Here is a 23,843-nt window from a genome sequence, read left to right as displayed (position 1 = left end):
GATGAAGGTACGTCTGTTTCCAAACAAGCGACCGTGAATGCTAGCTCTTTAAACGTTCGCTCTGCCGCTAGCACTTCAGCTTCCATCGTTACCAACTTGCCGCGCAATGCCAAAGTCACCGTGATTAAAGAAAACGGGGACTGGTCACAGATTAAAACGAGTAACGGTAAAACTGGCTGGGTTGCCAACAAGTACTTAGCCTATGTGAAAGCCGATGCACCTAAAGATGAAGGTACGTCTGTTTCCAAACAAGCGACCGTGAATGCTAGCTCTTTAAACGTTCGTTCTGCCGCTAGCACTTCAGCTTCCATCGTTACCAACTTGCCGCGCAATGCTAAAGTCACCGTGATTAAAGAAAACGGAGACTGGTCGCAGATTAAAACGAGTGACGGTAAAACTGGCTGGGTTGCCAACAAATACTTAAAAGAAGGCTCTGACCAGCCTGAAACAAACAACCCAACTGAAAAGGTTACAATTACGAAAGCTGCTAACCTACGTACGCAGCCAAGTTTAAGTGCAAGCATTCTTCGCGTAGCACAAGTCGGGGAGTCATTTAATAAAGTAGCTGAGTCAAATGGTTGGGTTCAAATTCAATATTCTAGTTCTCAAACGGCTTGGGTATCAAAAGGACTAACGAGTACTGAAGCACCTTCAACACCAGGTGAAGTAACAAACCCAACTTCAGGTTTAGAAAAGAAGTTAATTGTTATTGATCCAGGTCATGGTGGTCATGATCCAGGAGCCGTTGGTCAAGACGAGCTTGAAAAGAACCTAGCACTAAGAACAGCTAAATTAGTAGCAGCACAAGTTGAAAGCGCAGGTGGTACTGTACTATTTACTCGTTCTGACGACACCTTCATTTCGTTAGATGGCCGAACAAAAATCAGCAACGCAAGCGAAGCTGATGCATTCGTTAGCATCCACTATAATGCAGGAGGCTCATCCGCTACTGGAATTGAGACTTATTACTATTCAGCTCGTGATCAAGAACTTGCAAAATACATTCAAGAGAGCATGGTGCAACACACAAATATGAGAGATCGTGGTGCGCAACAAGCTAACTTCTATGTATTAAAACATAATAATAAGCGTTCCGTTCTTGTTGAACTTGGGTTTGTATCTAATCCAAGTGAAGAAGATCGTATTGCAACAGAACAATATCAGCAGCAAGTTTCTCGTGGTATTGCAGAAGGTATCTCACGCTATTTTGCAGCTACAAAATAAAAAAACTCTCCTTTTATGGAGAGTTTTTTTTACCAACTAGCTTTTTTCACACCAGGAACTTGCCCTTTATAAGCTAGTTCTCGAAATGCAATTCGGGACATTTGAAATTGACGTAAATAGCCCCTCGGTCTTCCTGTTACACGGCACCGATTCTTTAAACGAGTTGGTGAGGAGTCACGCGGCAGTTTTTGTAACGCTTCATAGTCCCCTTTTTCTTTTAGTTCCTGTCGAAGAAGTGCATACTTTTCTACCAATTGTTGACGTTTACGTTCTTTTACAACCTTTGATTTTTTAGCCAATGAATTCTCATCCTTTCAATGCTCTTTTTTGATAGTAATCATTCCGATTTAAAACTTATACTTTAAGGGCAATTTCTATATTAAAACATAGGTAGAAGCTTAATGCAAGCATAACGTTTCATTATTTTATTAAAATAACATTTGAAATTTATTCCATTTTTTAGGCATTGTTTATAGATAAAGAAAATATTTCAATAATATTACAGTTCATTTACATCTCGATAACTTCGCTTTTATTTGTCGAATTGTAGTATATAATCAGTTGTAGAAATTCCAAAAATAATATTTCTAAAGTAAAGGTGATTAAAAAATGAAATCAACTGGTATTGTAAGAAAAGTTGACGATTTAGGTCGTATTGTAATTCCTAAAGAACTACGCCGTGTACTTGAAATAGATGTAAAAGATCCTGTAGAAATCTTTGTAGAAACTGATCGCATTATTTTAAAGAAGTATGAGCCTAACGGAGCTTGTGCAGTTACAGGAGAAGTATCATCTGACAACGTAACACTTGCTGATGGAAAGCTAACATTAAGTCGTGAAGGCATGGAGCGTTTGCTTGAAGAATTAAAACAACATAATATTTAATGAACTTAAAAGGGAACCGCTGAATAGCGATTCCCTTTTTTACTGTTTTTATAGTACGCCAAACGTATGCAAGTACACGATGATAATAACAATTGGAATGATGTAACGAAGTAAGATCATCCATGCTTTAAACAAATATTTCGCTGTTCTGGAGCCTGATATGAATTCTTCATATACAGCATTTTTATCCATGCGATATGAAACAAAAAAGGAAATTAACAGAGCACCAAATGGCATTAAAATGTTAAGTGTTAAATAATCAAGCGCATCGAATAAAATTTTCCCACCAAACGTGATATCTGATAAAACACCAAAAGATAGAGCTGAAGGAACTCCAACAATGAAGATTAAAATCCCCAGAGTCCAAGATGCTTTCGTTCTCTTATCATTGTTCCCTTTTGTTACTGCTGCTACGATTGTTTCAAGTAAAGAAAATGCAGATGTTAATGTAGCAAACAAGAATAACGCTAGGAAAATTGTTAAAAACAAGCCGCCAAACGGAATTTGTTCAAACACAGCTGGTAGTACATTAAATAGTAATCCTGGCCCTGCTGTTGGCTCTAAGCCAATTGAAAACACAGCTGGAAAAATCGCTAGCCCAGCAAAAATTGAAACCAAAATGTTTAGTCCTACAATCATTCCACCTGAACGCTGCAGACTTTCCTCTTTATTTAAGTAAGAACTGTATGTGACCATGATTGAAATCCCAATACTAATTGCAAAGAACGATTGACCCATGGCATATAAAATACTTTCAGATGTTAGCTTTGTAAAATCAGGATTTAAGAAAAATGCTACTCCTTCCATCGCACCATCTAATGTTAATGAACGAATAATTAATGCAATAAATAAAATAAATAGTGCTGGAAACATGTATTTATTTGCTTTTTCAATTCCATTTTGAACACCTTTAGCAACGACAACAATCGTAATAATCATAAAGAGTAATTGTCCTATAACCGGTGAAAAAGAGCTTGAAATTGTATCATTAAATAAAGCTGCGTAATCATCTGTTGAACCTACCAATTGATTTGTAACGCTTCTGTATAGATATAATATAATCCAACCACCAACAACGCTATAAAATGATAAGATGACAAAACTCGTAATAACTCCTAGACGTCCTATCCATACCCATGCCGTTCCTGGAGCAATTTTTTCATATGCAGAAATAGCGTCTTTTTGTGTGCTACGCCCAATAACAAATTCAGCTAATAGTAAAGGCAAGCCGATTAATAACGTAAAGAGTAAGAAAATTAATAAAAACGCGCCTCCCCCACTAGTTCCCGCAACATATGGGAATTTCCAAATTGCGCCGATTCCAACTGCTGAACCTGCTGCTGCCATGATAAAACCTAACTTTGATGTCCATTGATTTGTTTGATTCATCTTGATGTTCCTTTCCATCTAAATTTCTTCAACAAAAAAAAAGCTGGCCTAACGTCTCTTTACAACAAGAGACGTTAGGCCAGCTGACCTCCGCGGTACCACTCTTTTTGATTTTAATTCATCGATTAAAATCCACTTTACTTGTACATCACGTACAAACCTTCTAACGGAGGTTATGCGTTAAGATATAATAAGAAGTGAATTCCGTTCCATCTTAAGAGCTCCTGGGCGAGTTCAAGGTCATCTTATACTGTTTCACACCAACCAACAGCTCTCTGTTATAATTAGATCCTCTACTACTCCCAATCAACGCAAAATGTATATTGAAGAATTTAGTCAATTTATTTCGAAAATTTATAATATACGTATCATAAGTCTTTTTCTCTATAGTGTCAACCACTTTTCCTTATTTTTTTCTCTATTTTTCTACAAAATTCGTCATTTTATGCATATATTTTTAACTTACATAGGCACCATGGTATACTGACTATGAAGTAAAAATTTACATATTAGGAGTGGTAATTAATGTCCTCATCTCAGCGTCTTTTACATCATTTTTCAGCTCATCGTAATGTAACAAATATGTTAATTGATAAGATTGAAGAAAATCATTATGATTATCAACCAACACCAACATCTATGTCAGCATATAAACTCACTACACACATGCTTACTTCTTTTTACACATTTGCGAAAGTAGCACAAGAGGGCAACCTTGCTCCATTGGAAGAAAAGCATGATATTGAGCAGAAAAACTTATCGGAATTAGCCTCTCATTATACTGAAAAAACAAAAGACATCCTAGCTTCTTTAACAGACGACCAGTTAAACTGCGTTATCGATACCTCTGCGGTATTTGGTCAAAAGATGCCCGCAAGCCAATTAGTGTCAATGGCAATCGATCATGAAATTCATCATAAAGGTAACTTATTTGTATATGTTCGAGAAATGGGTCATACAGACCTACCTCTATTTGTAAAGTGGGGATAATTCAGCAGCTTAATTGACTAGCAGTCAATTAAGCTGTTTTTTTAAGAAGCTTGTAAATAAAGATAGAAGGGTCGTTCTATTTTGTCAGAATTGTGATATAATTTTACTATTCAATCGATTGTCTCTTACGTATTTTTCTCCTTAAGCTGTATTGATTGAACGACATGTTCTCGAACTACCTTTAATAAGGAGGCAGTATCAATATGAACCGCACACTCTCACACTCTTCGTTTATTTCGTCTTTTGGTGGAAATGTAATGAACATGCTCTCTCCTCAAGTTGGTGAAAACATCTTAGAAATTGGCTCAGGTAACGGATACATGGCAAATCAGCTTAGCTCTCTAGGTGTGAACATAACAGGTATTGATTCGTCGGAAAATATGATTGAACAGTCACAGCATCATTACCCTCACGTCCACTTTATGCGCGTCAATGCACTGGATTTAGACTATGAAGATCAGTTTGATGCAGTATTTTCCCAAAACACGCTTCACCTTATTCACCCTCCTACTGTTGTTATTAAAAATATTTATCGTGCGCTCAGACTACAAGGACGCTTTGTGACAGAGTTCAATGGCCAAAACCACCTTTATCCTGTTTTTAACGAGGTGCTGCGCCAGCTTGTCGTTTTCAATATTATTTCATCTAATTTTTCTCTCCCTTTTTATTTTCCGAGTATTGGAGAATACACTTCCTTGCTTGAGCAGCATGGATTCGATGTTCAAAGTGCTATTCATTTCATACAGCCTCTCGTTTTACAGCACGAAGATGGCCTTCGTAACTGGCTTGATACACATGCATCATCTCTTTTCAATAATATAACGCCTGAAACAAAACAAATTATCTTTAATAGAGTTGAAGACAAGTTACAAAAAACATTTTTCAAACAAGACGAATGGTGCTTGCCAGCAGCTTATATTCGCGTACAGGCTGTAAAAACAATCTAACATTACAAATTAGCAAAAAAGCCATGCGGTACTTCACCACATGGCTTTTAGAACGACAAAGACATTATTTAAAATGAAGCATATACCCTTTACCTCGCACTACCTGAATATCAAGCGTTTGTCCTATTTTTTTGCGAACTCTGTACATTAAAGAATTAAGCTCTTCCGGATTAACAAATACATCATTTTTTTCCATCACTCGTTCTGGCCAAACTTGTTTTTTGAGCATTTCTTTTGAAACGAAGGTATCGTGCTGTTGAAGTAAATACGATAAACACGCATATTCCTTCTCTGATAATACATATACTTCACCTTTTACTCTAATCTTTTGAAGTACGGGATCAAGTTCATATTGCTTAGATGTGTGAATCTCATTTAATAGTGGACCTAAATCTAATGTTGCGTCCATGTCTTGGCTAATAAATGTTAAGACAGCTGTATCATTTGCAATTGATATTTGATCCTGATGCTGCAGTGTATATGAGTGAGCGGGAATAAGCTTTTGTCCATTTATTTGCGTCCCATGTTTGCTATTTAAATCAATAAGCTGATAGTTGTTTTCATTGGTAGTGATTTTAAAGTGCTTACGAGAGATGTATGCGCTTTGAAACGCTAAATCAGGCAACCATCCATCTCCTTTTCGTCCAACTATAACAGTAGATTGTTCAAGAGGGACAGATGTTCCATTTACAAACGGAGCACCATGCTGAATAATGAGTGTACCATTCATCTGCATTACCTCTTTTTTCAGAATTTTCTTCATCTTATTATGTAATTATGATTATCGTATTTATTGCGATTGTATGTTACTTTCGATACTATCAACTTATCCACTCTTTTTATAATATATGTTCAATTTGTACAAGTAAATAATTTCAGCAAAGTTTAAGTGGATAGTCATAATTAAACTCATGAATTAAATTACAGTTTATTCTTGATAAACAATAATTAGTTATTTTGGCATATGCATATGTGATTACCTTCACAAATCTTATCTCTAAGCAAGTTACTGGAGGAAACAAAATGAACCGTGTAGCACAAGAAAAAGAAATTAAAGCGATTAAAAGACGTGTTGCTGTTGTACTACTAATTATGGGATCGTTCTTATTAACCGGCATAAGCTATGGAATTTATTCTATTATGATGCTGAACCTACATATATGATGATGTAAAAGAGTTTGGGACATAACAAAATGATTGCTTCTAAGAGACGAACACTAGCTGTTCCCATCTCTTTGGTTTGTCTCCACACGTTCGTTCCATTGCGCTACGGCCACTCGCTTTCCGCGGGGAGGAACCTGAGCTTCCTCGCTGCGCTGCGGGATCTCAGTTTTCCCTCTCTTTCCCGCAGGAGTCGAGTGTCCTACGCTCCATTCCACCCTGTTTCCAACATTGTTTTCACAATCAAGAAAAAACCTGAACGATTAAAAGTTATGAACTCTCAATCGTTCAGGTATAGTAGAGGCTGAACTACTTATGTCTCAGTCTCTTTTTACTATTCTTTGTTTGCAACACCTGCATCTGCAAATGTAGCCATCTCTTTAATCATCAAAGACGCTGAATGAAGAAGTGGAAACGCGATAGCTGCGCCACTTCCTTCACCAAGACGCATCTGTAAATTTAATAATGGTTCTTTTTTTAAAATGGACAGAGCGAATCGATGACCTGGCTCAACAGATTGATGGCTTGCAAACATATAGTCGGAAGCTAATTCATTCATTTGGACAGCAAACACAGCCGCTGTAGTACAAATAAACCCGTCCACAATGATTGGTATTCTGTATGAAGCTGCTGCAAGCATTGCGCCAACCATTCCTGCAATCTCAAGTCCTCCAAAAGCTGACAAAATGTCAATCGGATCTTTTACATCATATTGTCTATCTGCTAATGCTTGCTCAATTCTTTCTATTTTATGCTTTAGTTGTTGAGAAGTGATTCCTGTACCGCTGCCGACTAGCTCTTCTACTTTATGATTTGTTAAAGCAGCTAGTAGAGCTGTGCTAGAAGTAGTATTGCCAATTCCCATTTCTCCAACAATTAAGCACTTTATTCCTTTGTTAATTAGGCTTGTTGCTTCATTTATACCTATTTCAATCGCTTGTTCAACTTCATTTCTCGTCATTGCATGTTCATTGCAAAAATTGCGCGTACCCATTCTGACTTTTCGGCACGAAAGTTCACTGTGTTGAACAGTAGTGGCAATTCCAATATCCACAAGTTGAAATTGAGCTCCAATTTGCTTACTAAATACGTTAATAGCTGCGCCACCTTCTAAGAAATTAAGCGCCATTTGAGCAGTTACGCTTTTTGGGAAAGCTGATACCCCTTCTTCAACAACCCCATGATCTGCTGCAAATACCAGTACTCCAGGTGGTGTAACGGTTGGAAAAATCTCTTGTGTAATGCCAGCCAAATTAATTGCTAGCTCTTCTAACCTTCCTAAACTTCCTTGAGGCTTTGTTAGCGTGTCTATATACTTTGCTGCTGCTTCTGCAGCTTTAACATCTAGAGGTTGAATCTGTATGCTTGTCAAATTGTTGTACACTCCTTATTTTTTCTATATTCCTTACTTTATCAAATACTAAATTAGATTGGCTATATTTTTTACATGCCACTTGTTACAATGCGGCTACTTCACTCTTTTTATAAGTAGTTAACGTATATAAACTCTTATTTCAACACAATTTATAGAAAAGGCTAAATGTGAAAGGAAGAAAAATGTGAAAGAACAACTCTCCTCTTTTGTTAAACAGCTTAAAGATTCAGTTACTAACGCTGCTAATGAGATTCAACAGAAAGCAAAGATTATGTTATCCCCTGATTGTGTCACTGTTTTTGAGTTATATGAGTGGGTAAAAGAGCATTCTGAAACCCGTATTCAAAAACAATCGCTGCTTAACTTCAGTTATTGTTTTTATTCGCTTAAGCTGGACGATGCCAGTTATTATATGGAAACAAAACATAGCTATCTGCTGTACATGTCGATACAGCAATCCACAGGAGATTCTTTTACTTACAACTCTTACAAGAATTCCATCCATGATAAAATTAGCATTCCGTTTCCCTCAAATCAAAAAAGCACGATTTCCTAAACGAAATCGTGCTTTTTCACTCATAACTGTTATTTACCTTTGCGAACTTTAAAAAGAAAGAAAGCAACGAGAAACCCGCCAATCGCGGTTAACAGTTTCCACATATGTACAATTGGATTGCTCTTCAATTCGTAAGTTTCTCCTTTCCTTTCATAACAACTAACGTACAACTTTATGCATTTCCATACTATACCATAATTTGTTTATAAATTGCAATAAACGATTACTTTTCATAGTGTAGCCATCTTGATTTTTCTCCGCCCATTTTCTCATAAAAATTCTGAGCAACTTCATTATCAACAGCTGTTTCCCAGGATAACCCCACTAAATCATTTTCTTTTACGTATGTTTCACATGCTTGAAATAATTTTTCTCCTACTTTATTTCCGCGATTCATTGGCAATACGTATAGATCGTTTAAAATAGCTGTTCTCTTTAGCTTTAATGTACTGAAGGTTACATAAATGGTGGCAAAACCAAGCAAGCGATTTTGTTCTTCAGCTACGTATTGAACTCCTTTTGATGAATCGGCTAATAATAACTCAAGGTGAGAAACTATCTCTTTTCGTGGCGGTTCCGGCTGATGGTAAAAATCAACAATGTATTCTTTCATCAGTGTTGCTAGTCGTTCAACATCCTTTTCAACTGCACATCTAATAACAACCATATGCTCACTCCTCTAGTTAAACTGTATGAAAATTCAACTATTTATTATAGCATAAATTGGATATTTCACAGAACAACCTATTAGATTAATAATCTCTCGAAAGAAAGGCATACACTGGACAAACTTCCCATATATTATCAATGTACTAGCTTTTTGACAATTAATGAATAACTTTTTATATAGGGTGAGGACTATTTTTACTCGAGCAATCGTCATTTTTTGTGGTAGTTTATTAATCGGCTTAGGACTTAATGGGTTTATTGCACCCCATCATTTATTGGATGGTGGACTTATCGGCTTGGGCTTAGTTATTTATTACATGATTGGCTTGCCAATCGGCATATCCATTTTATTAGTTAATATACCTGTTTTTATTTACGCATTTTTTTACCATCGCAAACATTTTTTCTATGGCAGCATTGGGTTACTCTTTTCTTTTTTTATGACAGAAAAGCTAAACGTTATTGGTGGGAGTATGGAAATACCTTTACTGTTTAGTTCCATAATTGGAGGCGTGCTAACTGGTATGGGAATCGGTTTAATGCTTCGATATGAAGTTAGCTCAGATGGTCTTGATCTTATCGCTTTAATTATTTCAGCAAAGTGGCCGATTAATATTGGTCTTGTTATTTTTCTATCGGACAGCTTAATTATGCTTATCGGCTTACATATCGTGGGTTTTACAGCTTTTTGCTACTCAATGATTGTCATCATGATGAGCAGCTTTATGATTATTACTTTCACTTCAAAGAAATGGATACCATAATAAAAAAAGCGCCATATCCAGGCGCTTTACATATTACCAACGTACATATCTAAATGATGGGGAAGAACCGAAATTGTTGCGGGCGTAGTTGTTTCTTTTTCACCATCACAATCTACAGTCTTCTGTGGAGTAGCGTCAATTGTTACTCGTTTTGTCTTAAAATGTAACAGCTGACTTGTTGGGTCCATTTGCTCTTCTCCAGGCGCTGTTTGAAGCCATTTGATGAGAGGCTCAAGAGCCATTTGTTTGACCACATATACATCTAAAAGCCCATCTTGAAACGAACAATTTCCTAAAACAGCTCGGTTTCCACCAAGGAAAGGACCGTTGCCAATCAAAACCATTACTGCTTCACCCTCATAAGTCGTTTCATCGCTATCAACTTCTACCTCAAAAGGTTCTACTTGGCTAATCGTTCTCCCCACACTCATATAATATGAGAACTTACCAAACTTTTCTTTCCCATCTTCTAAAATGTTCTCAGAAACGTCTGCTACAAGGCCGATTCCCCAGAAGTTTAAAAAGTATTGTTGATTATGCTTGCCAACATCAACTGCAATTTTCTTTTGTGCAATAATTTGCTCTACTGCTTTCAATGGATTTTGATTCATGCCAATTGCACGAGAGAAATCATTACATGTTCCTCCTGGAAGAATTGCGAAAACGGGGCATTGTTCAAGCGGTGCAATGGCATTCACAAGCTCATAGATGGTTCCGTCTCCCCCAGCTCCAATAATGACATCCACATCAGAAGCGATTTCTTTTACAATTTCACTTCCATGACCTGGAGCCTCGGTTTCGTATAACTTCACCTCTGAAAAGGCTGTTTTCAATCTATCACAAATAAGTTCAATCGACTCAATTAATTTTTTATTACCTGCGTTTGGGTTTAAGATAACAGCTACTTTCATGTTTGTCTCTCCTATACATTACGTTTATTTGTCAATGTTCCCCTATTTTTATTAAGTTGAAACATGAACTTTTTCTGATGTGAATTTTGAACGTTTTATGACACTCTGTAAAATAAAATATTCTTCTTCTAAAAGCTGATATAATATCTTCCTAGAGTATGGCATTATTTGAAGGAGATGAAGCACGTTATGTCAATTAAGTATATGACTCAGCTATTTGCAGCTTGTTTCATATTTCTTTTATCAACGGCAGCAACATGGTATGAGGGATCCAATTTGACTGATGATTCGTTTGAATGGAGAGATTCAGCAAAATATACCTCGATTGCTACTACTCCTATTACCTCTGGATACGATATTTCACAGGTGGACTATTTTATCTATGCGGCTAAACTTTATCCATTTTTCCCTATACTGATGCTTGTAAGCGGCTTGTACTTACTTATTCTCCTTCTCGTTGCTGCTTTTAAGAATCGTTATTCATATATGAGTTTTTGTTTATTTATGCTAGCAACTCTGCTTTTTTTGCTAGGTTATAAACTATCGGCAAGTCCGTCTATTGGAGGGCTAGCTCTCATGAAAACGTGCTTAACCACCGGTTCTTTCGTGCTGATTTTTAGCTTTTATTATGGTTTAAAATTTATCAGAAACCATAAGATTCCATTCTTATCATCATAATTATTTATCTATTATTAAATAAATTAAAAGCACAAGGGTTTACTTGTATGTAACTGACCCTTGTGCTTTTTTATAGTACAATTTGAAAATATTTTTTTAGCTCTTTCCTAAACTGATCATCCGATGTAATAGGTGTTTTCACTTTCTCTAATCCTTTTGTAATTTTTAATGTATTAGATGATAATGAAACTTTACCATCTTCAGTCGCTACGCTACAAAGCTTCTTTTGGCGAAAAAATGAAGTTGGATCGTGCTCATAATATCGGCAGGCAGTATAAAAATCATCTAGTTTTCTTGATTGAAGAGAAAATTTAAAAAGATCCTGCCAATCACTATTTTTTTCTTGAACAATCCATTCGTCATGACGGTTTAACACTCGGTATTCACCATTATTGTCCTTATATGTATGCCGGTCCTCAATTAGTAAAGGTTCAAAAAAGCCCCCTCCAATTCCTATATCGGCTAAGTAACTTTTCGCATCTACCTCTACGCATAGCGCTAGATGCGTACAGTCTTTGTTCCAGCTCTCTTGCGTTTCATTCCAAAATGCCGCTGATATCAACGTTACTTTAAATCCAAGCTGTGTTAAGATTGCGTACAATAAGCTGTTTGTTTCAAAGCATAGACCGCCGCGTTTGTTTCGTACAACTTTATCAAACACATGCTCTGGGTTCATTGATAAAGGCTTATTTAAGTGAATATCAAGATTTTCAAATGGAATTGTTAGAACAGATTGCTTATGTATATGCTTTAATAATGATGTTTGATCTGTTTGTAGATGTGCGTGAATGTGTTGTAAAAATTGTTGAATATGAACCATTTTTTCTCCTCCCTTATTTTCTACTTAAATACCTTTGAATACGTTCTGCCACCTGTTGATAAAAGCTAAGGTCATGAGGAACTAGTTTTTTGTAGGTAATGTCTCCTTTAAAGGTCAATTTCATACCGTCTTTGCATGTGAATCCTTCTGCAAGAATGCTGTTTGTTTTGCCAAAACAAAAATTGTAAAAGTGATTGAAGTCAACGCGAACAATTCCTGCTACCTCTTCAAGCTGTAGATGATAGTCTCTTATTTCATATGGTGTTTCATATACAAAGACATGAGCAATCTCTTTATCAATGAAACCTTCTTTGTAAGCTTCATAGTGGACTTTCCCAATTGAAACCAACTCGTCCAATTTGACTTTTACACCTAGTTCTTCTTCTACTTCTCGAATTCCATTTTCAACGGTCTCATCAGCTAAAAGGTGTCCTGCAGCAGTGATATCAAACAAGCCCGGATAGTCTTTTTTATCCGTACTTCTGAGCTGTAAATAAATATAGGCTTTTGATGCTTCACGGCTGATAAACCAACAGTGAAACGTTTCATGCCAATAACCAAGTCGATGAACTTCTGCACGTGATGCTTGTCCAATTGGCTGATGGTTTTCATCAAATACCTTTAACATTTCATTTTCCATAACGACGCTCCTTTATTTATGTTCATAAAAAAGCACTACACTGGTATAATCTTACACCATTGTAGCGCCGATGAACATTATTATACTCTAATTATTTCGAGAAAAAATCATGTTTAACAGCTAACGGAGGCTGCTCAAGCCAGCCTTTTTTGATACTGATTTTCACACCATCAAGCGCAAACTTTACTGTTTCAAGCAATAGTCGACCGAAGTCAATTGTAATGTCTTTGCGAGCAACTTTTGAAAGGGCTGTTCCGTAATTAGAAAGTCCATTTGTACTTGAAATGCCTGTGTGATAAATCATTAAAAATATTAATGATTAAAATAAAATAACAGTATTTCACTAATAGTTAAATCTCCTTTATGCTCAAAGAAGTACGAATCATATTGGAGTTGAAAAACATGAATACGAATAATGGTATTAAAAATGAACGTGGTTTAGCATATAGTGGTGGTCTTGCTTTTACCTTTGCTGTGGCGCTAGGAGGGTATTTTCTTGCATCTCTCTCAATTTTTAAAATGATAGGCCCCCTTGCTTGTGCACTCTTAATTGCAATTATTTATCGAAATTACATTGGGTACCCGACTCAACTTGAGCCAGGAATTAAATTTGCATCTACAGCTCTACTTCGTGGAGCTATTATCTTGTATGGTCTTCAGCTTCAGATTGATCAAATATTTGCTGTGGGTATCGGTATTTTTTTTAAAGATGCATTGGTTATTATCTTTTCGATTACGTGTATGGTCCTGGTTGGAAAATGGCTAAAAGCAGACTTGGCCATTTTATTATTGCTTGGTGTAGGAACGGGCATATGCGGAGCAGCCGCTATCGGAGCCATTTCTCCTATTATAAAATCAAAAGAAGAAGACATCGCAATAAGCATCGGAATTATTGCGCTAATTGGAAGTGTTTTTTCCATTGTCTACCCTTTTCTTCAGTCAGCTTTACATCTTTCTTCTGAAGATTACGGAATATGGTCTGGCATGAGTCTACATGAAATTGCTCATGTAACCCTCGCTGCTATGCCTGCAGGCCAAGAATCTCTATCCCTTGCTATTATAGCCAAGCTGGGCAGAGTCGTATGGTTAATTCCAATTAGCTTTTTGTTTGTTTTACTTATGAAAAAGAAAGAAAAACAAGGGACACCAACAGCTATCAAATTCCCATGGTTTTTAGTGGGTTTTCTTTTAATGAGCATTTTCAACAGCTATATTTTGGGAAGATATATACACATTCCTAATACAATAATGAGTATCACCCCTGTCTTAACTACGTTCATTTTAACAATGGCAATGGTTGGTTTAGGTTTAAACGTTAACATTAAAACGCTATGCTCTAAATCCGTTCGGCCAATACTAGCAATTATCATTACTTCGTTGCTACTATCAACTATTACCCTAGTGATCATTTAATTCACAAAAAAGAAGCGAATCCTTCAACATCCGCTTCTTTTTAATTCGAGTGTTTATTGTTTTTGTTCCACTGGCGTATAGCCGATATAAGATGACTGCGGACGATAAATACGATTATCTTCTGACTGCTCAAGTACGTGTGCAGTCCATCCTACCAGTCGACTTGCCGTAAAAGTGGGTGTGAACAAATCTGCTGGAAGCTCCACTGCTTTCATAACAGCTGCAGCAAAATATTCTACATTCGTGTAAATTTTTCTTCCTGGCTTATATTCATTTAACAGTCGAATGGTTGTATCTTCAATTTTTACAATAAAATCAAACCATTCGTTATCATCTGATATTTGCTTTGAAACCTCTTTTAAAGCTTCTGCTCTTGGATCATGTGTTCTGTACACACGATGTCCAAATCCCATAATTTTCTCTTTGTTCTCAAGCTTCTGTCGCACCCAAGGCTCAATGTTTTCTGCAGAGCCAATTTCTTGGAACATGCTAATAACACCAGAAGGAGCACCTCCATGTAAAGGTCCTTTCATTGCACCAATCGCTCCGCAAATCGCAGAGACCATGTCTGATTCAGTTGACGCTACCACGCGCGAAGAAAACGTTGATGCGTTCATACCATGCTCAATAGTAAGTACAAAATATGCGCTCAATGCTTTAACTAAGCTTGAATCCGGTACTTCTCCTGTGATCATATACAGATAGTTAGCCACGTGATCTAGATTCTCATTCGGCTCAACAACTTCTAAACCATTCATTTTACGATACCAATAAGCAATAATAGTTGGCGCAATTGCCGTTAATGCAACCGCTTGATTTTTTGTAGGCGGCCAACTGTAAGATGGATCGCCAAGTGCTGAAATGCATGTACGAAGAGCACTCATGACTTCTGTATCTCTCGGTAAACAATCCATTAGCGCTACAATATTTTTTGGTAATACGCGATGTGCTTTCATCTCTTCTTTAAATTCATTAAGCTGTTCATGATTTGGTAACTGTCCGTTCCAAATCAAGTAAGCTACTTCTTCAAATGTATAGTTAATTGCTAAATCTTTCGCCCAGTATCCACGGTAAATCAGCTGACCTTTATCTCCATCAACGTGCCCAACTTTTGTTTCAGCCGCTACAATTCCTTCTAAACCTTTTACATATGTCATTATGACCACTCTCCCCTTTTTATTTTCTCTTTATTTATGAGGTGTTCTTGTAGTCTGATAAATTTCATCTTTCTATTTTATTCTTCTTCTTTATATGTAAGAACAAATCAATGGCGATGTGTGAGGAACAACTATTATTATTTCTGTAAATTGAAGGTTCTAAAAACGGTATTTCTGAGGGTATAACCATTAATGATAACGCTTACAACATTGTGTTCTTATACAAAATAAGAAGGTTTATTCTTGTAAAAAAGATGAATTATCATTCAGTTTCCTTATGTAAGAGTTTACATTTTATTGAAACATAAGTAAAATAGATAAATAGAATAAATAGTATGAAAACAAAGAATATTAGTGAGGGGCTTGCTTATGGACATTCGTGAACTGCAACACTTTATGGAAGTTGTGAACCAAAAGAGCTTTACCAAGGCTGCATCTGCTATTCATTTATCTCAACCTGCTTTGAGTAAAATTGTGAAAAAGCTTGAAGAAGAGTTGGGCGTCGATTTATTTGATCGCTCGACTCGCAAACTGACTCTTACAGATGCAGGTCAAGTTGTATATAATCAAAGCCAAAAATTAGTTTCAACATTACATGAGCTTCATGCTCTATTAGATGATCTTAGACACTTACCAACTGGTGAAATTAAAATCGGCATACCACCTTTAATTGGTACCATTGTTTTTCCAATGATTGCAAAAAAGTTTACTAAAAAGTATCCACAAGTAACACTAGAACTCGTGGAATTAGGCGCTAAGCGTATTGTTGAACTTGTTGAGTCTGAACAGGTAGACCTTGGGATTATTGTACTTCCAGTCCAAAACCCAATGTTTCATATTTATCCATTTGTACAAGAAGAGTTTAACTTATATATTCACCATAAACATCCACTTGCTCAAAAGCAGGTCGTATCTCTATCGGAATTAAAAGAAGAACCTTTCATCTTATTTAGCAAAGATTTCTCGCTTCACGACCGTATTATTCATGAATGTATTGAAGCTGGCTTCCAGCCGAAAATTGCCTATGAAAGCTCACAGTGGGATCTTATCATTGAACTCGTAGCTTCTGAACTCGGGATTGCTATTTTGCCAAAATCGGTTTATCCGAAGATTAATAATCCTTTAATACGTAGCATTCCCATTTCTTCTCCAACACCGATGTGGGAGTTAGGTATTATTTTAAAGAAAGAACGCTATATGTCATTTGCTACGCGAGAGCTTCTTAGCTTCTTAGTAGATGAAGAAATTATCCTACCGTCCCATATGATGAAAAAAGAAGAAGCTCAAAATTTACCTACTCCGTAATTTATTAGAAATAAGAATGGTTTACGTTAAATAAAAAAATGGTATAGAACAAAACGTCATGATTTCTTCTCAAAGATGATTCATCACGTTTCTACAATAGTTAAGTTATAAGAATAAGTTCGAAACCAACAAAAGATATCCGAACTATCAAAAGAAGTTAACTTTCGACGGTTCGGATATCTTGTTGACTTAAATACTTATTTTCCAGCTTCTTTTATATAAACATATTCTTATATAAGACCATAAAAAAACACCTTCAATGTAAGAGAAGATGTTAGGAATCGTCTGTACTTGTTTCTTTATAAATTTTGTGCAACATGCGATTAACAAGGACCATGCATACTCCTGCAAGTACGAAAAGTGCGAACCATTCTTCCATTATCATAACTTTTCCTCCTTTGAAAATCGACTTAGTATATTGTCTTACAAGATAATGCGAAAAAGTATCCTGTAAGACAATAATAGCAATTGATACCTAAATTGTAAATAGTATACGCTTACATTTTTAAAATTTTCCGTCTATTCAATGATTAGTGATGACTTCTACTGGTCCATGGTCGTCACAGTGACCATCATGCATAATTTTCGTATGTCCACATGCTAGGCTATGCTCATGTTTATGTAAACCGCTATGTTCTTTATGCTCCATTTTTCCACCTTCCTACTCTATCTTTATTATGCACATTCCCCTATTTAAAAATCAGCGGAATATTTTAAAGAACAAAAAAAGCTGTGCAGTCGCACAGCTTTTTACCCAACAGAATGTTTAATGTTTACGAGATCACTTAAATTATTCATATAGATAATCTGATTACCAAATGAATTCCCCTTTAACATTTCTGTATGAGATGGTTTCATGCCTATGATGTAACAGGTAACTCCCATAATATCAAACGAACGCATAAAGGATGAAAAGGCGTGGATGCCTTCCGGTTTCAGTTCATCAATTCCTGAAAAGTCAAAGAGCATAATGGAATAGTGGCCATCATATGTAGCAGCTTGGAGCACTTTGGAATTTTCTGCTACGAGCTGCTCGTCTAAATCGCCAAACAGTGGAATAAGAGCTACCTTTTCAGAAAGCTTAATGAAAGAAGCTGATAGTTGCTTAATCCGCTTTAGTGAAGCTTCTAAGCTCTCTTTTTTCTGCAGTAGTTCAAAGTCTGTATGTGCAAGTCGCTTTTGGTGAGCGTGAACCATCCTTGTTAGCTCTTTAATACGCTCATCTTGATAAATACAAACTAAATGCCCAACTTCTTCATCCCACTGTATGAAACATTCAAATAAAGCATACGGTGATTGCTCAGTTTGCAACACAAGCTCTACCTTTTGCATGGTGTAGTCTTTTTCTTCTACAAGCGTTGTGTGCAGCTGTTTTTCACTTTTTTCTTTGTCGTCTTTTACGATATACTCTGTTCTTAAATATTTTTTGGCTTTTTCTTTGCTGAACGTATCAACAACATCTAAGAAGTTATCGACCGGCGCAAAAGTGGTCATCGCTAGCTTGGAACGATTTAAAATTTTAAAATTTCGGTCCACAGTAAAATATGGAACAGGAGCACTTTTAAGCATCGACATGTATGTCCACCCCTTTTTTATAACGTAATAACCATTCATTTAGTTCGTTTAAACTTGGCATTTGTTTTGCTTTTTCAAATATAGTACTTGCAACGTGATTTGTCGCAATGAGTCTTCCACCAACTAAAGTAATTGGTTTTGGGTTTAAATCTTCTAACATATTTACATATTGCGGAAGCTGATCTAAATGATACGAAATGCTAGCGGATAATGCTACGATATCAGGCTGCCAGTCCTTTGCCATAACCTCCGCTGCTTCCTTTGGCAAGTCTGCTCCTAAAAACCGCGTATCGAATCCATGTTCTTCAAATAGAAGCGAGACCATCTTTAATCCAATAAAATGCTGTTCTTCTTCTAAACAAAATAACATCACTTTTCCGTACTCTTTTTTGCTTTCACTTGTCATTTCTTTATAAAATCCATAGCGTGTTAATACATAATCACAGGTTGTAGTCGCTACATGCTCGTCTGCAACCGTAACGATATTCTTTTCCCAAAGCGTGCCAATATAGTACATAGCAGGCGTCAAAAGACTTTCATAAATATCTAAGCTACTTGCTCCTTTTTGTAAAGCTTCTTCTACTATATCCCACGCACTATCTTGATTTCCTGAAAGTAACTGATTAACTAACCTCAAGGTTTGAGATTTCAATGTTTCTCACCTCAGTCCATCATTTATCACTTTTTACCAATTAAAATAAGAAAGCGAGAAAGCCCTAAAGAACTTTCTCGCTAAAGGTTGTATCTTTCTATTTAAAAGTTTTAATTTTATTCAACCTTATCATATAAATATAAGGCCAACAACTGAAACTAGTGTATTTATGGACAAATAGTATAAACCTCCCTATTTATTCACCTTAAACTTATCTACATTCCCTGTTTCCTTCAATTTACTCTTTATTTTGATTAATTTCACACTATCTTTTATTTTTGGTCAAAACATGCATAACTTGGTTCATTCGCGGGTATCAAAAAGATATAAGATTCAAATACACTATCAGGAGGTTGTTATTATGTCATTTATTTGGATGCTTATTGTAGGTGGACTTATTGGTTGGTTAGCTGGTATCATTACTGGAAAAGATGTCCCAGGAGGGATTATCGGTAACATTATCGCTGGTTTTATCGGAGCTTGGTTAGGTGGACTTATTTTTGGAAACTGGGGTCCTGAGATGGGCGGATTCGCCATTGTACCTGCCATTATTGGTTCAATCATTTTAGTATTAATCGTAAGTTTCGTTATGAGAAAAATGCGTAGAAACCACGCTTAACATTGAAAAACGCTGCTTTGTAAAGCAGCGTTTTTTTCGTGAGTCAAAATATTTGAATCAAAAATACCCTTCTTGTTACACTGAGTCTATCCTTACTTAAAAGGATTGCATACAAAGACTGGTTTTGAAGCATTTAAAGAAGTTGGCGTGAAAATAATTCACCCTTCAATGCTTAACTTTTACGAAGATGTAAAAGACGGTAAGAACCTTTATGAAATTGTTCGAAACTACTGGAGCGGCACTATTATCGGAGTTGGTGATTTAACACCAGAATCTGCAGAACGTGCTCTAGAAGCTGGCTGGATTGACGTAGTCGCTATTGGACGCCCACTTATTTCAAACCCTGACTATTTACATCGTATTCAACAAGGTGAGCCTCTTGTAGAGTACGATGCTGCGACACACTTACCAAAACTAATTTAATAATCGTAAAAGAGCGGCCTATAGCCGCTCTTTTTTTGTTAGACTCCTCCCTTTTCTATTCTCTCTTGTTGTTGAAAAACATATTGAATGACTCTACTATAAGATTTTAGAGCTATAAGCACCTTTTTAGCAGTAGTATTTCCCATCTTGCTATTTACTAGCTCTCCTAAAGAGTTTGAAGTAAAAAAATAACAGCGCTGAAAAAGAGCAAGATTCAAAGCGTGAGCTTCAATAATAAAGATATGTTTTAATCATATTCATTCACCTCATTTTAAAAGTGAGGCATCAAAAGTAACTTTTCGTTACGTGTGAAAAGAGACATGGAACACCTTATGTTGCCTCTATTTATAGCTCTGTACAAATTGGGGTCATCAGTGCCCATTCCCCTTCACCTCGCATATCAATACTGTATTTCTTCATGGATACTTTTTAAGTGTAAACTATCTCTAACAAAAAGCAATAAAAAAACGAAGCCAGAGATCCCCTCGGCTTAAAGGGTCCTGGCTTCATCTATATAATATAAGGGGTTAAATAAAACGTACCTTTATTATAGCATATAATTAATGGTCGTATTTTCCTCTTATAGAAAATAGTTCTTATTTCGCACCTTTTCCCAGTTCTCTTTCTTTACGAACCTGCTTAGCAAAGAATAATTCATATACAACTGGAATGATAATTAAGGTTAATAAAGTAGAAGATGTTAGACCACCAATAACCGTTATTGCTAGACCTTTAGAGATCAATGTTCCACTTGATGTTGTCAAAGCAAGCGGGATCAGCGCTGCAATTGTTGCAAAGGCTGTCATTAGGATTGGACGTAAGCGCGTTTTACCAGCTTCAATAAGCGATTCGCGAATTGTCATACCTTTTTGTTCTCTATTTTGGGTAATTCGGTCTACTAATACAATAGCGTTTGTCGTTACAATTCCAATTAACATTAGGAAACCAATCATTACGCTAACAGATAGAGGCTCTTTTGCGATCACTAAGCCAATTAGTGAACCAATTGGAACAAAGATTAACGACGATAAAATAATAAATGGTATACGAGCTTTACCAAACGTAATGAGCATCGTCAAGTAAACAAGACCAATGGCTGTTAAAATAGCCAATCCTAAAGATTGGAAGATTTCTACGGTTTCATCACTACCGCCTCCACCTTCAAGACTTACCCCTTTTGGTAAATTAAGCTTCTCTACACCCTCTACTACGTCTTGCGTCACTTTTTGAATATTTTCGTCTTTAATATCCGCTTCAACGCGAGCAAACACTTTTCCATCTAATTTTTGAATGGATGTAAATGTATCAATTTCGCTTACATTAGCAATATCTTTTACTGCTACTGGTCCTCTTTGTGTAAAGATTTGCAGATCTTCAATTGCTTTTGTTGAACTAATATCTTCATCATAAGAAAGCTGAACTGCACGATTTGTTCCATCTAACGTTAGGTCACCTACTGATACAGGTTTTGTTTGATCGGTAATCGTTCCCACAAGCTGGAATCCAGATACACCATACTCAGATGCTTTATCTTGATTGACTTCAACCACAAGCTGCTTTTGTTTATCAGAGAAATTATTTTTTACGTACTTTAAGTTATCATACGTATTTAAATAATTTTCTACTTCTTTTGCCGCCGTTTGTAAGTCATCTAAGTCAGATGAGAATAAATCTACCGTTACGTTGTTATTAGTTGGTGGTCCACCTGTTGAAGCTTCAGATACGCTTAGTGTTGCTTTTGGCGACTCTTCTCCTACAATGTCTTCCATCTTACTTTGAAGTTCATCAATATACGCATCTACATCTACGCCATCTTTCAGATTTAAGAAATAACCGATCTGATTTGGTCGCTTTACGCCAGTTGCAAAGTCGCGTGAACCGACTTCTGTTGTTACCTCTTTTACTTCATCTTCGTTTGCAAATAGCTCCTCCACTTTTAACGACACTTCATTTGTACGTTCTAAAGAAGTAGACGAAGGTAGCAGAACATTTGCCTGTAAAAGCCTTTGTTCTTCGTTTGGAATGAATGTGAAGCCAAGCGATGGAACAAGAGCAAATGAACCAAATAATAGTAAGAAAGATAGAATTAAAATTTTAATCTTATGGTTTAGTGACCATGCAATCGCTTTTGCATATCCACGCTGAATGTTACCCTCTTTCTCTTCTGCTGGTACCTTCTTAAACGCAAATTTTGCTAAAATCGGGACGATTGTAACCGCAACAAGAAGAGATGCTAATAATGAAAATACTACTGTTAGAGCAAATGGTAAGAAGAACTCACCAGTAATTCCACCGACAAAACCGATTGGTAAAAATACAACAACAGTTGTAATAGTCGATGATGTAATGGCTTTTAATATCTCTTTTGTTGAAGATTCAACTAATTCATCAGAAATGCCTTCTTCTGATTTTCGAACACGTCTAAAGATATTTTCAATAACTACGATACTATCATCCACAACGCGCCCAACTGCTACTGCCATTCCACCTAGTGTCATGATATTTAATGAAATATCCAGTCCATTTAAGAAAATAGCTGAGACAAGAAGTGAAAGTGGAATCGAGATAATTGAAATAATGGTAGCACGGAAGTTGCGCAAGAAGATTAGCACTGCAATTGAAGCGAACAACGCCCCAAGTAATCCTTCTTTTACTAACGTTTCAACTGACTTTTCAATTCCTTCTGCTGAATCAAATCCAATAGCATAGTTAATATCATCATCATATTTTTTCAACACTTCTAATGCATCATTGGCAACTTGAACCGTATTTGCATCCTGTTTCTTTGTAATAGCCATTGTTAGCGCCTCTTGTTGATTATAGCGCGTGTATTCTCCTTGCTCACTCACTTCTTCAATCGTTGCAATATCACCAAGTAAAACTGGTGGAGCTTCGGGATTAACTGTAGATTTTAGCTCAACTTCTTTTAATGCATCAATTGTATCTAGTTTCTCTTCAACTCGAACAGGAATTTGGAGTTCTTCACCGTTTACAGTTCCTGCTGGAAACGATACGGACTTTTGGTTAATTTGCTCTTTGATTTGTTCAAGCGTCAGACCAGCTGCCACTGCTTTTTCTTTATCCAACGTAATTTGTAAAAGATCATCCTTTACGCCACCAACAGATACAGAGTTAATCCCTTCAATTTTATTTAATTCTGGGATAATTTCGCTGTCTAAAAGCTTTTCAACTTCTGCATCACCTTCAGCAAATAAAGAAATGTTCATAATCGGGAAAGTACCAAATGAAAAGCGGTTCACATCAACCGTCGATGATTCTGGTAAATCTAAATCTTTTGTTATAGTGTCAATTTGTTGTTCAACTTCATCTAAATCCGTATTGAACGGAAATTCTAAATTAATAATCCCCACGTTCTCGTAAGAAACACTTTGAACGCTTTTAACGCCTTCAAGACCTTTTAACTGCTCTTCTAACTTCGATGTTACTTGTTCGTTTACATCACTAGGAGAAGCCCCAGGATATACAGCTTCAATCGATAGCTGTGGAAATTCAATATTAGGTAATAAGTCAATTTTCAACCTTGAAAATGAGAATAATCCAGCTACGATAAGCAGAAACGATAAAATGAATACTGCTACTGCATTCTTTAAGCTAAACTTTGTCAAGAAATTCATAAATAGCCCCCGTATATTTTATTAGTCGTATTTTACATGTGTAATGTAGTGAGTA

Annotated in this window: 26 protein-coding genes and 1 other annotated feature; of the genes, 12 read left to right on the top strand and 14 right to left on the bottom strand. The window is 36.3% G+C overall.

From position 1 onward, the window contains the following. Nucleotides 1-1,224 (top strand): N-acetylmuramoyl-L-alanine amidase family protein (locus A2U94_RS09095; protein WP_062954517.1); only part of this gene is annotated, 1,224 nt, incomplete at its 5' end. Between the two features lie 29 nt (nucleotides 1,225-1,253). Here A2U94_RS09095 and rpsN read toward each other — a convergent pair. After that, the gene (gene rpsN / locus A2U94_RS09090; RefSeq protein ID WP_025909990.1) at nucleotides 1,254-1,523 is read right to left on the bottom strand and encodes a 30S ribosomal protein S14; all 270 of its coding nucleotides are present in this window, start codon (nucleotides 1,521-1,523) and stop codon (nucleotides 1,254-1,256) included. 310 nt (nucleotides 1,524-1,833) lie between these two features. On the opposite strand from rpsN, the gene A2U94_RS09085 reads away from it, so the two are divergent. Further along, the gene (locus A2U94_RS09085; protein ID WP_025909989.1) at nucleotides 1,834-2,109 is read left to right on the top strand and encodes an AbrB/MazE/SpoVT family DNA-binding domain-containing protein; all 276 of its coding nucleotides are present in this window, start codon (nucleotides 1,834-1,836) and stop codon (nucleotides 2,107-2,109) included. A 48-nt stretch (nucleotides 2,110-2,157) separates the two neighbouring features. On the opposite strand, the gene A2U94_RS09080 is transcribed toward A2U94_RS09085, so the two are convergent. Further along, complete coding sequence (locus A2U94_RS09080; protein WP_025909988.1) at nucleotides 2,158-3,498, bottom strand: sodium-dependent transporter; 1,341 nt, start codon at nucleotides 3,496-3,498, stop codon at nucleotides 2,158-2,160. Nucleotides 3,499-3,562: 64 nt separating this feature from the next. Then, nucleotides 3,563-3,817: a binding site (T-box leader), on the bottom strand. A 206-nt stretch (nucleotides 3,818-4,023) separates the two neighbouring features. On the opposite strand from A2U94_RS09080, the gene A2U94_RS09075 reads away from it, so the two are divergent. Together A2U94_RS09075 and A2U94_RS09070 are read left to right on the top strand one after the other, a co-directional pair. After that, nucleotides 4,024-4,488 (top strand): DinB family protein, encoded by a 465-nt coding sequence (locus A2U94_RS09075; RefSeq protein ID WP_025909987.1) that lies wholly within the window; start codon nucleotides 4,024-4,026, stop codon nucleotides 4,486-4,488. Between the two features lie 203 nt (nucleotides 4,489-4,691). Then, nucleotides 4,692-5,435, top strand: coding sequence for a class I SAM-dependent methyltransferase (locus A2U94_RS09070; RefSeq protein ID WP_025909986.1), 744 nt, complete (start codon nucleotides 4,692-4,694; stop codon nucleotides 5,433-5,435). A 64-nt stretch (nucleotides 5,436-5,499) separates the two neighbouring features. Here the strand turns inward: A2U94_RS09070 and A2U94_RS09065 are convergent, their stop codons facing one another. Beyond that, a complete protein-coding gene (locus A2U94_RS09065; protein ID WP_025909985.1) occupies nucleotides 5,500-6,165 on the bottom strand; it encodes an FHA domain-containing protein in 666 nt (221 codons plus the stop codon). 293 nt (nucleotides 6,166-6,458) lie between these two features. Between A2U94_RS09065 and A2U94_RS21500 the strand changes: the two genes are divergently transcribed. Continuing rightward, on the top strand, nucleotides 6,459-6,599 hold the full coding sequence (locus A2U94_RS21500) for a hypothetical protein (RefSeq protein ID WP_167556122.1): 141 nt from the start codon (nucleotides 6,459-6,461) through the stop codon (nucleotides 6,597-6,599). Between the two features lie 331 nt (nucleotides 6,600-6,930). Here the strand turns inward: A2U94_RS21500 and cobT are convergent, their stop codons facing one another. Then, nucleotides 6,931-7,968 carry a nicotinate-nucleotide--dimethylbenzimidazole phosphoribosyltransferase gene (gene cobT / locus A2U94_RS09060; RefSeq protein WP_025909984.1) on the bottom strand — a complete coding sequence of 346 codons (1,038 nt, stop codon included), beginning with the start codon at nucleotides 7,966-7,968 and terminating at the stop codon, nucleotides 6,931-6,933. A gap of 187 nt (nucleotides 7,969-8,155) precedes the next feature. On the opposite strand from cobT, the gene A2U94_RS09055 reads away from it, so the two are divergent. Then, nucleotides 8,156-8,527: a protein kinase family protein gene (locus tag A2U94_RS09055; RefSeq protein WP_025909983.1), complete on the top strand. Its 372-nt coding sequence runs from the start codon at nucleotides 8,156-8,158 to the stop codon at nucleotides 8,525-8,527. Nucleotides 8,528-8,750: 223 nt separating this feature from the next. On the opposite strand, the gene A2U94_RS09050 is transcribed toward A2U94_RS09055, so the two are convergent. Then, nucleotides 8,751-9,194, bottom strand: coding sequence for a GNAT family N-acetyltransferase (locus A2U94_RS09050; RefSeq protein ID WP_025909982.1), 444 nt, complete (start codon nucleotides 9,192-9,194; stop codon nucleotides 8,751-8,753). Nucleotides 9,195-9,357: 163 nt separating this feature from the next. Here A2U94_RS09050 and A2U94_RS09045 point away from each other — a divergent pair, with 163 nt between their 5' ends. Continuing rightward, entirely contained in the window at nucleotides 9,358-9,960 is a 603-nt protein-coding gene (locus A2U94_RS09045; RefSeq protein ID WP_051567135.1) for a YitT family protein, read from the top strand. A 26-nt stretch (nucleotides 9,961-9,986) separates the two neighbouring features. On the opposite strand, the gene A2U94_RS09040 is transcribed toward A2U94_RS09045, so the two are convergent. Beyond that, entirely contained in the window at nucleotides 9,987-10,871 is an 885-nt protein-coding gene (locus A2U94_RS09040) for a diacylglycerol/lipid kinase family protein (RefSeq protein WP_025909980.1), read from the bottom strand. A gap of 189 nt (nucleotides 10,872-11,060) precedes the next feature. Between A2U94_RS09040 and A2U94_RS09035 the strand changes: the two genes are divergently transcribed. Continuing rightward, on the top strand, nucleotides 11,061-11,549 hold the full coding sequence (locus tag A2U94_RS09035) for a DUF4306 domain-containing protein (protein WP_025909979.1): 489 nt from the start codon (nucleotides 11,061-11,063) through the stop codon (nucleotides 11,547-11,549). 70 nt (nucleotides 11,550-11,619) lie between these two features. On the opposite strand, the gene A2U94_RS09030 is transcribed toward A2U94_RS09035, so the two are convergent. The 3 genes from A2U94_RS09030 to A2U94_RS09020 all read right to left on the bottom strand — a co-directional run bounded on the left by A2U94_RS09030 (nucleotide 11,620) and on the right by A2U94_RS09020 (nucleotide 13,313). After that, nucleotides 11,620-12,369, bottom strand: a complete 750-nt coding sequence (locus A2U94_RS09030) for an arylamine N-acetyltransferase family protein (RefSeq protein WP_025909978.1) — start codon at nucleotides 12,367-12,369, stop codon at nucleotides 11,620-11,622. Between the two features lie 13 nt (nucleotides 12,370-12,382). Continuing rightward, nucleotides 12,383-13,009 (bottom strand): NUDIX hydrolase, encoded by a 627-nt coding sequence (locus tag A2U94_RS09025; RefSeq protein ID WP_025909977.1) that lies wholly within the window; start codon nucleotides 13,007-13,009, stop codon nucleotides 12,383-12,385. 91 nt (nucleotides 13,010-13,100) lie between these two features. Continuing rightward, entirely contained in the window at nucleotides 13,101-13,313 is a 213-nt protein-coding gene (locus tag A2U94_RS09020) for a DUF3231 family protein (protein ID WP_025909976.1), read from the bottom strand. Between the two features lie 98 nt (nucleotides 13,314-13,411). Here A2U94_RS09020 and A2U94_RS09015 point away from each other — a divergent pair, with 98 nt between their 5' ends. After that, nucleotides 13,412-14,422, top strand: a complete 1,011-nt coding sequence (locus A2U94_RS09015) for a YeiH family protein (RefSeq protein WP_025909975.1) — start codon at nucleotides 13,412-13,414, stop codon at nucleotides 14,420-14,422. Between the two features lie 53 nt (nucleotides 14,423-14,475). On the opposite strand, the gene A2U94_RS09010 is transcribed toward A2U94_RS09015, so the two are convergent. Then, the gene (locus tag A2U94_RS09010) at nucleotides 14,476-15,579 is read right to left on the bottom strand and encodes a citrate synthase/methylcitrate synthase (protein ID WP_025909974.1); all 1,104 of its coding nucleotides are present in this window, start codon (nucleotides 15,577-15,579) and stop codon (nucleotides 14,476-14,478) included. Between the two features lie 369 nt (nucleotides 15,580-15,948). Here A2U94_RS09010 and A2U94_RS09005 point away from each other — a divergent pair, with 369 nt between their 5' ends. Beyond that, complete coding sequence (locus tag A2U94_RS09005) at nucleotides 15,949-16,884, top strand: LysR family transcriptional regulator (RefSeq protein ID WP_025909973.1); 936 nt, start codon at nucleotides 15,949-15,951, stop codon at nucleotides 16,882-16,884. Nucleotides 16,885-17,407: 523 nt separating this feature from the next. Here A2U94_RS09005 and A2U94_RS22110 read toward each other — a convergent pair. The 3 genes from A2U94_RS22110 to A2U94_RS08995 form a co-directional block, all read right to left on the bottom strand. Next, a complete protein-coding gene (locus A2U94_RS22110; protein ID WP_268746984.1) occupies nucleotides 17,408-17,533 on the bottom strand; it encodes a hypothetical protein in 126 nt (41 codons plus the stop codon). Nucleotides 17,534-17,634: 101 nt separating this feature from the next. Then, nucleotides 17,635-18,459: an STAS domain-containing protein gene (locus A2U94_RS09000; protein ID WP_025909972.1), complete on the bottom strand. Its 825-nt coding sequence runs from the start codon at nucleotides 18,457-18,459 to the stop codon at nucleotides 17,635-17,637. Continuing rightward, nucleotides 18,446-19,111 (bottom strand): cobalamin B12-binding domain-containing protein, encoded by a 666-nt coding sequence (locus A2U94_RS08995; RefSeq protein ID WP_025909971.1) that lies wholly within the window; start codon nucleotides 19,109-19,111, stop codon nucleotides 18,446-18,448. The genes A2U94_RS09000 and A2U94_RS08995 overlap by 14 nt, the downstream gene beginning before the upstream one ends. Nucleotides 19,112-19,472: 361 nt before the next feature. Between A2U94_RS08995 and A2U94_RS08990 the strand changes: the two genes are divergently transcribed. After that, nucleotides 19,473-19,730 carry a GlsB/YeaQ/YmgE family stress response membrane protein gene (locus tag A2U94_RS08990; protein WP_025909970.1) on the top strand — a complete coding sequence of 86 codons (258 nt, stop codon included), beginning with the start codon at nucleotides 19,473-19,475 and terminating at the stop codon, nucleotides 19,728-19,730. Nucleotides 19,731-19,877: 147 nt separating this feature from the next. Further along, complete coding sequence (locus A2U94_RS08985) at nucleotides 19,878-20,153, top strand: oxidoreductase (RefSeq protein WP_231882748.1); 276 nt, start codon at nucleotides 19,878-19,880, stop codon at nucleotides 20,151-20,153. A gap of 596 nt (nucleotides 20,154-20,749) precedes the next feature. On the opposite strand, the gene A2U94_RS08980 is transcribed toward A2U94_RS08985, so the two are convergent. Beyond that, nucleotides 20,750-23,788 (bottom strand): efflux RND transporter permease subunit, encoded by a 3,039-nt coding sequence (locus tag A2U94_RS08980; RefSeq protein WP_025909968.1) that lies wholly within the window; start codon nucleotides 23,786-23,788, stop codon nucleotides 20,750-20,752. Nucleotides 23,789-23,843: the final 55 nt, after the last annotated feature.

Source organism: Bacillus sp. VT 712 (assembly GCF_001614195.1).
GTDB lineage: Bacteria > Bacillota > Bacilli > Bacillales > Bacillaceae_H > Priestia > Priestia flexa.
The sequence above is the reverse complement of the archived record's forward strand: the minus strand, read 5'-3'. Positions and strand labels throughout refer to the sequence as shown.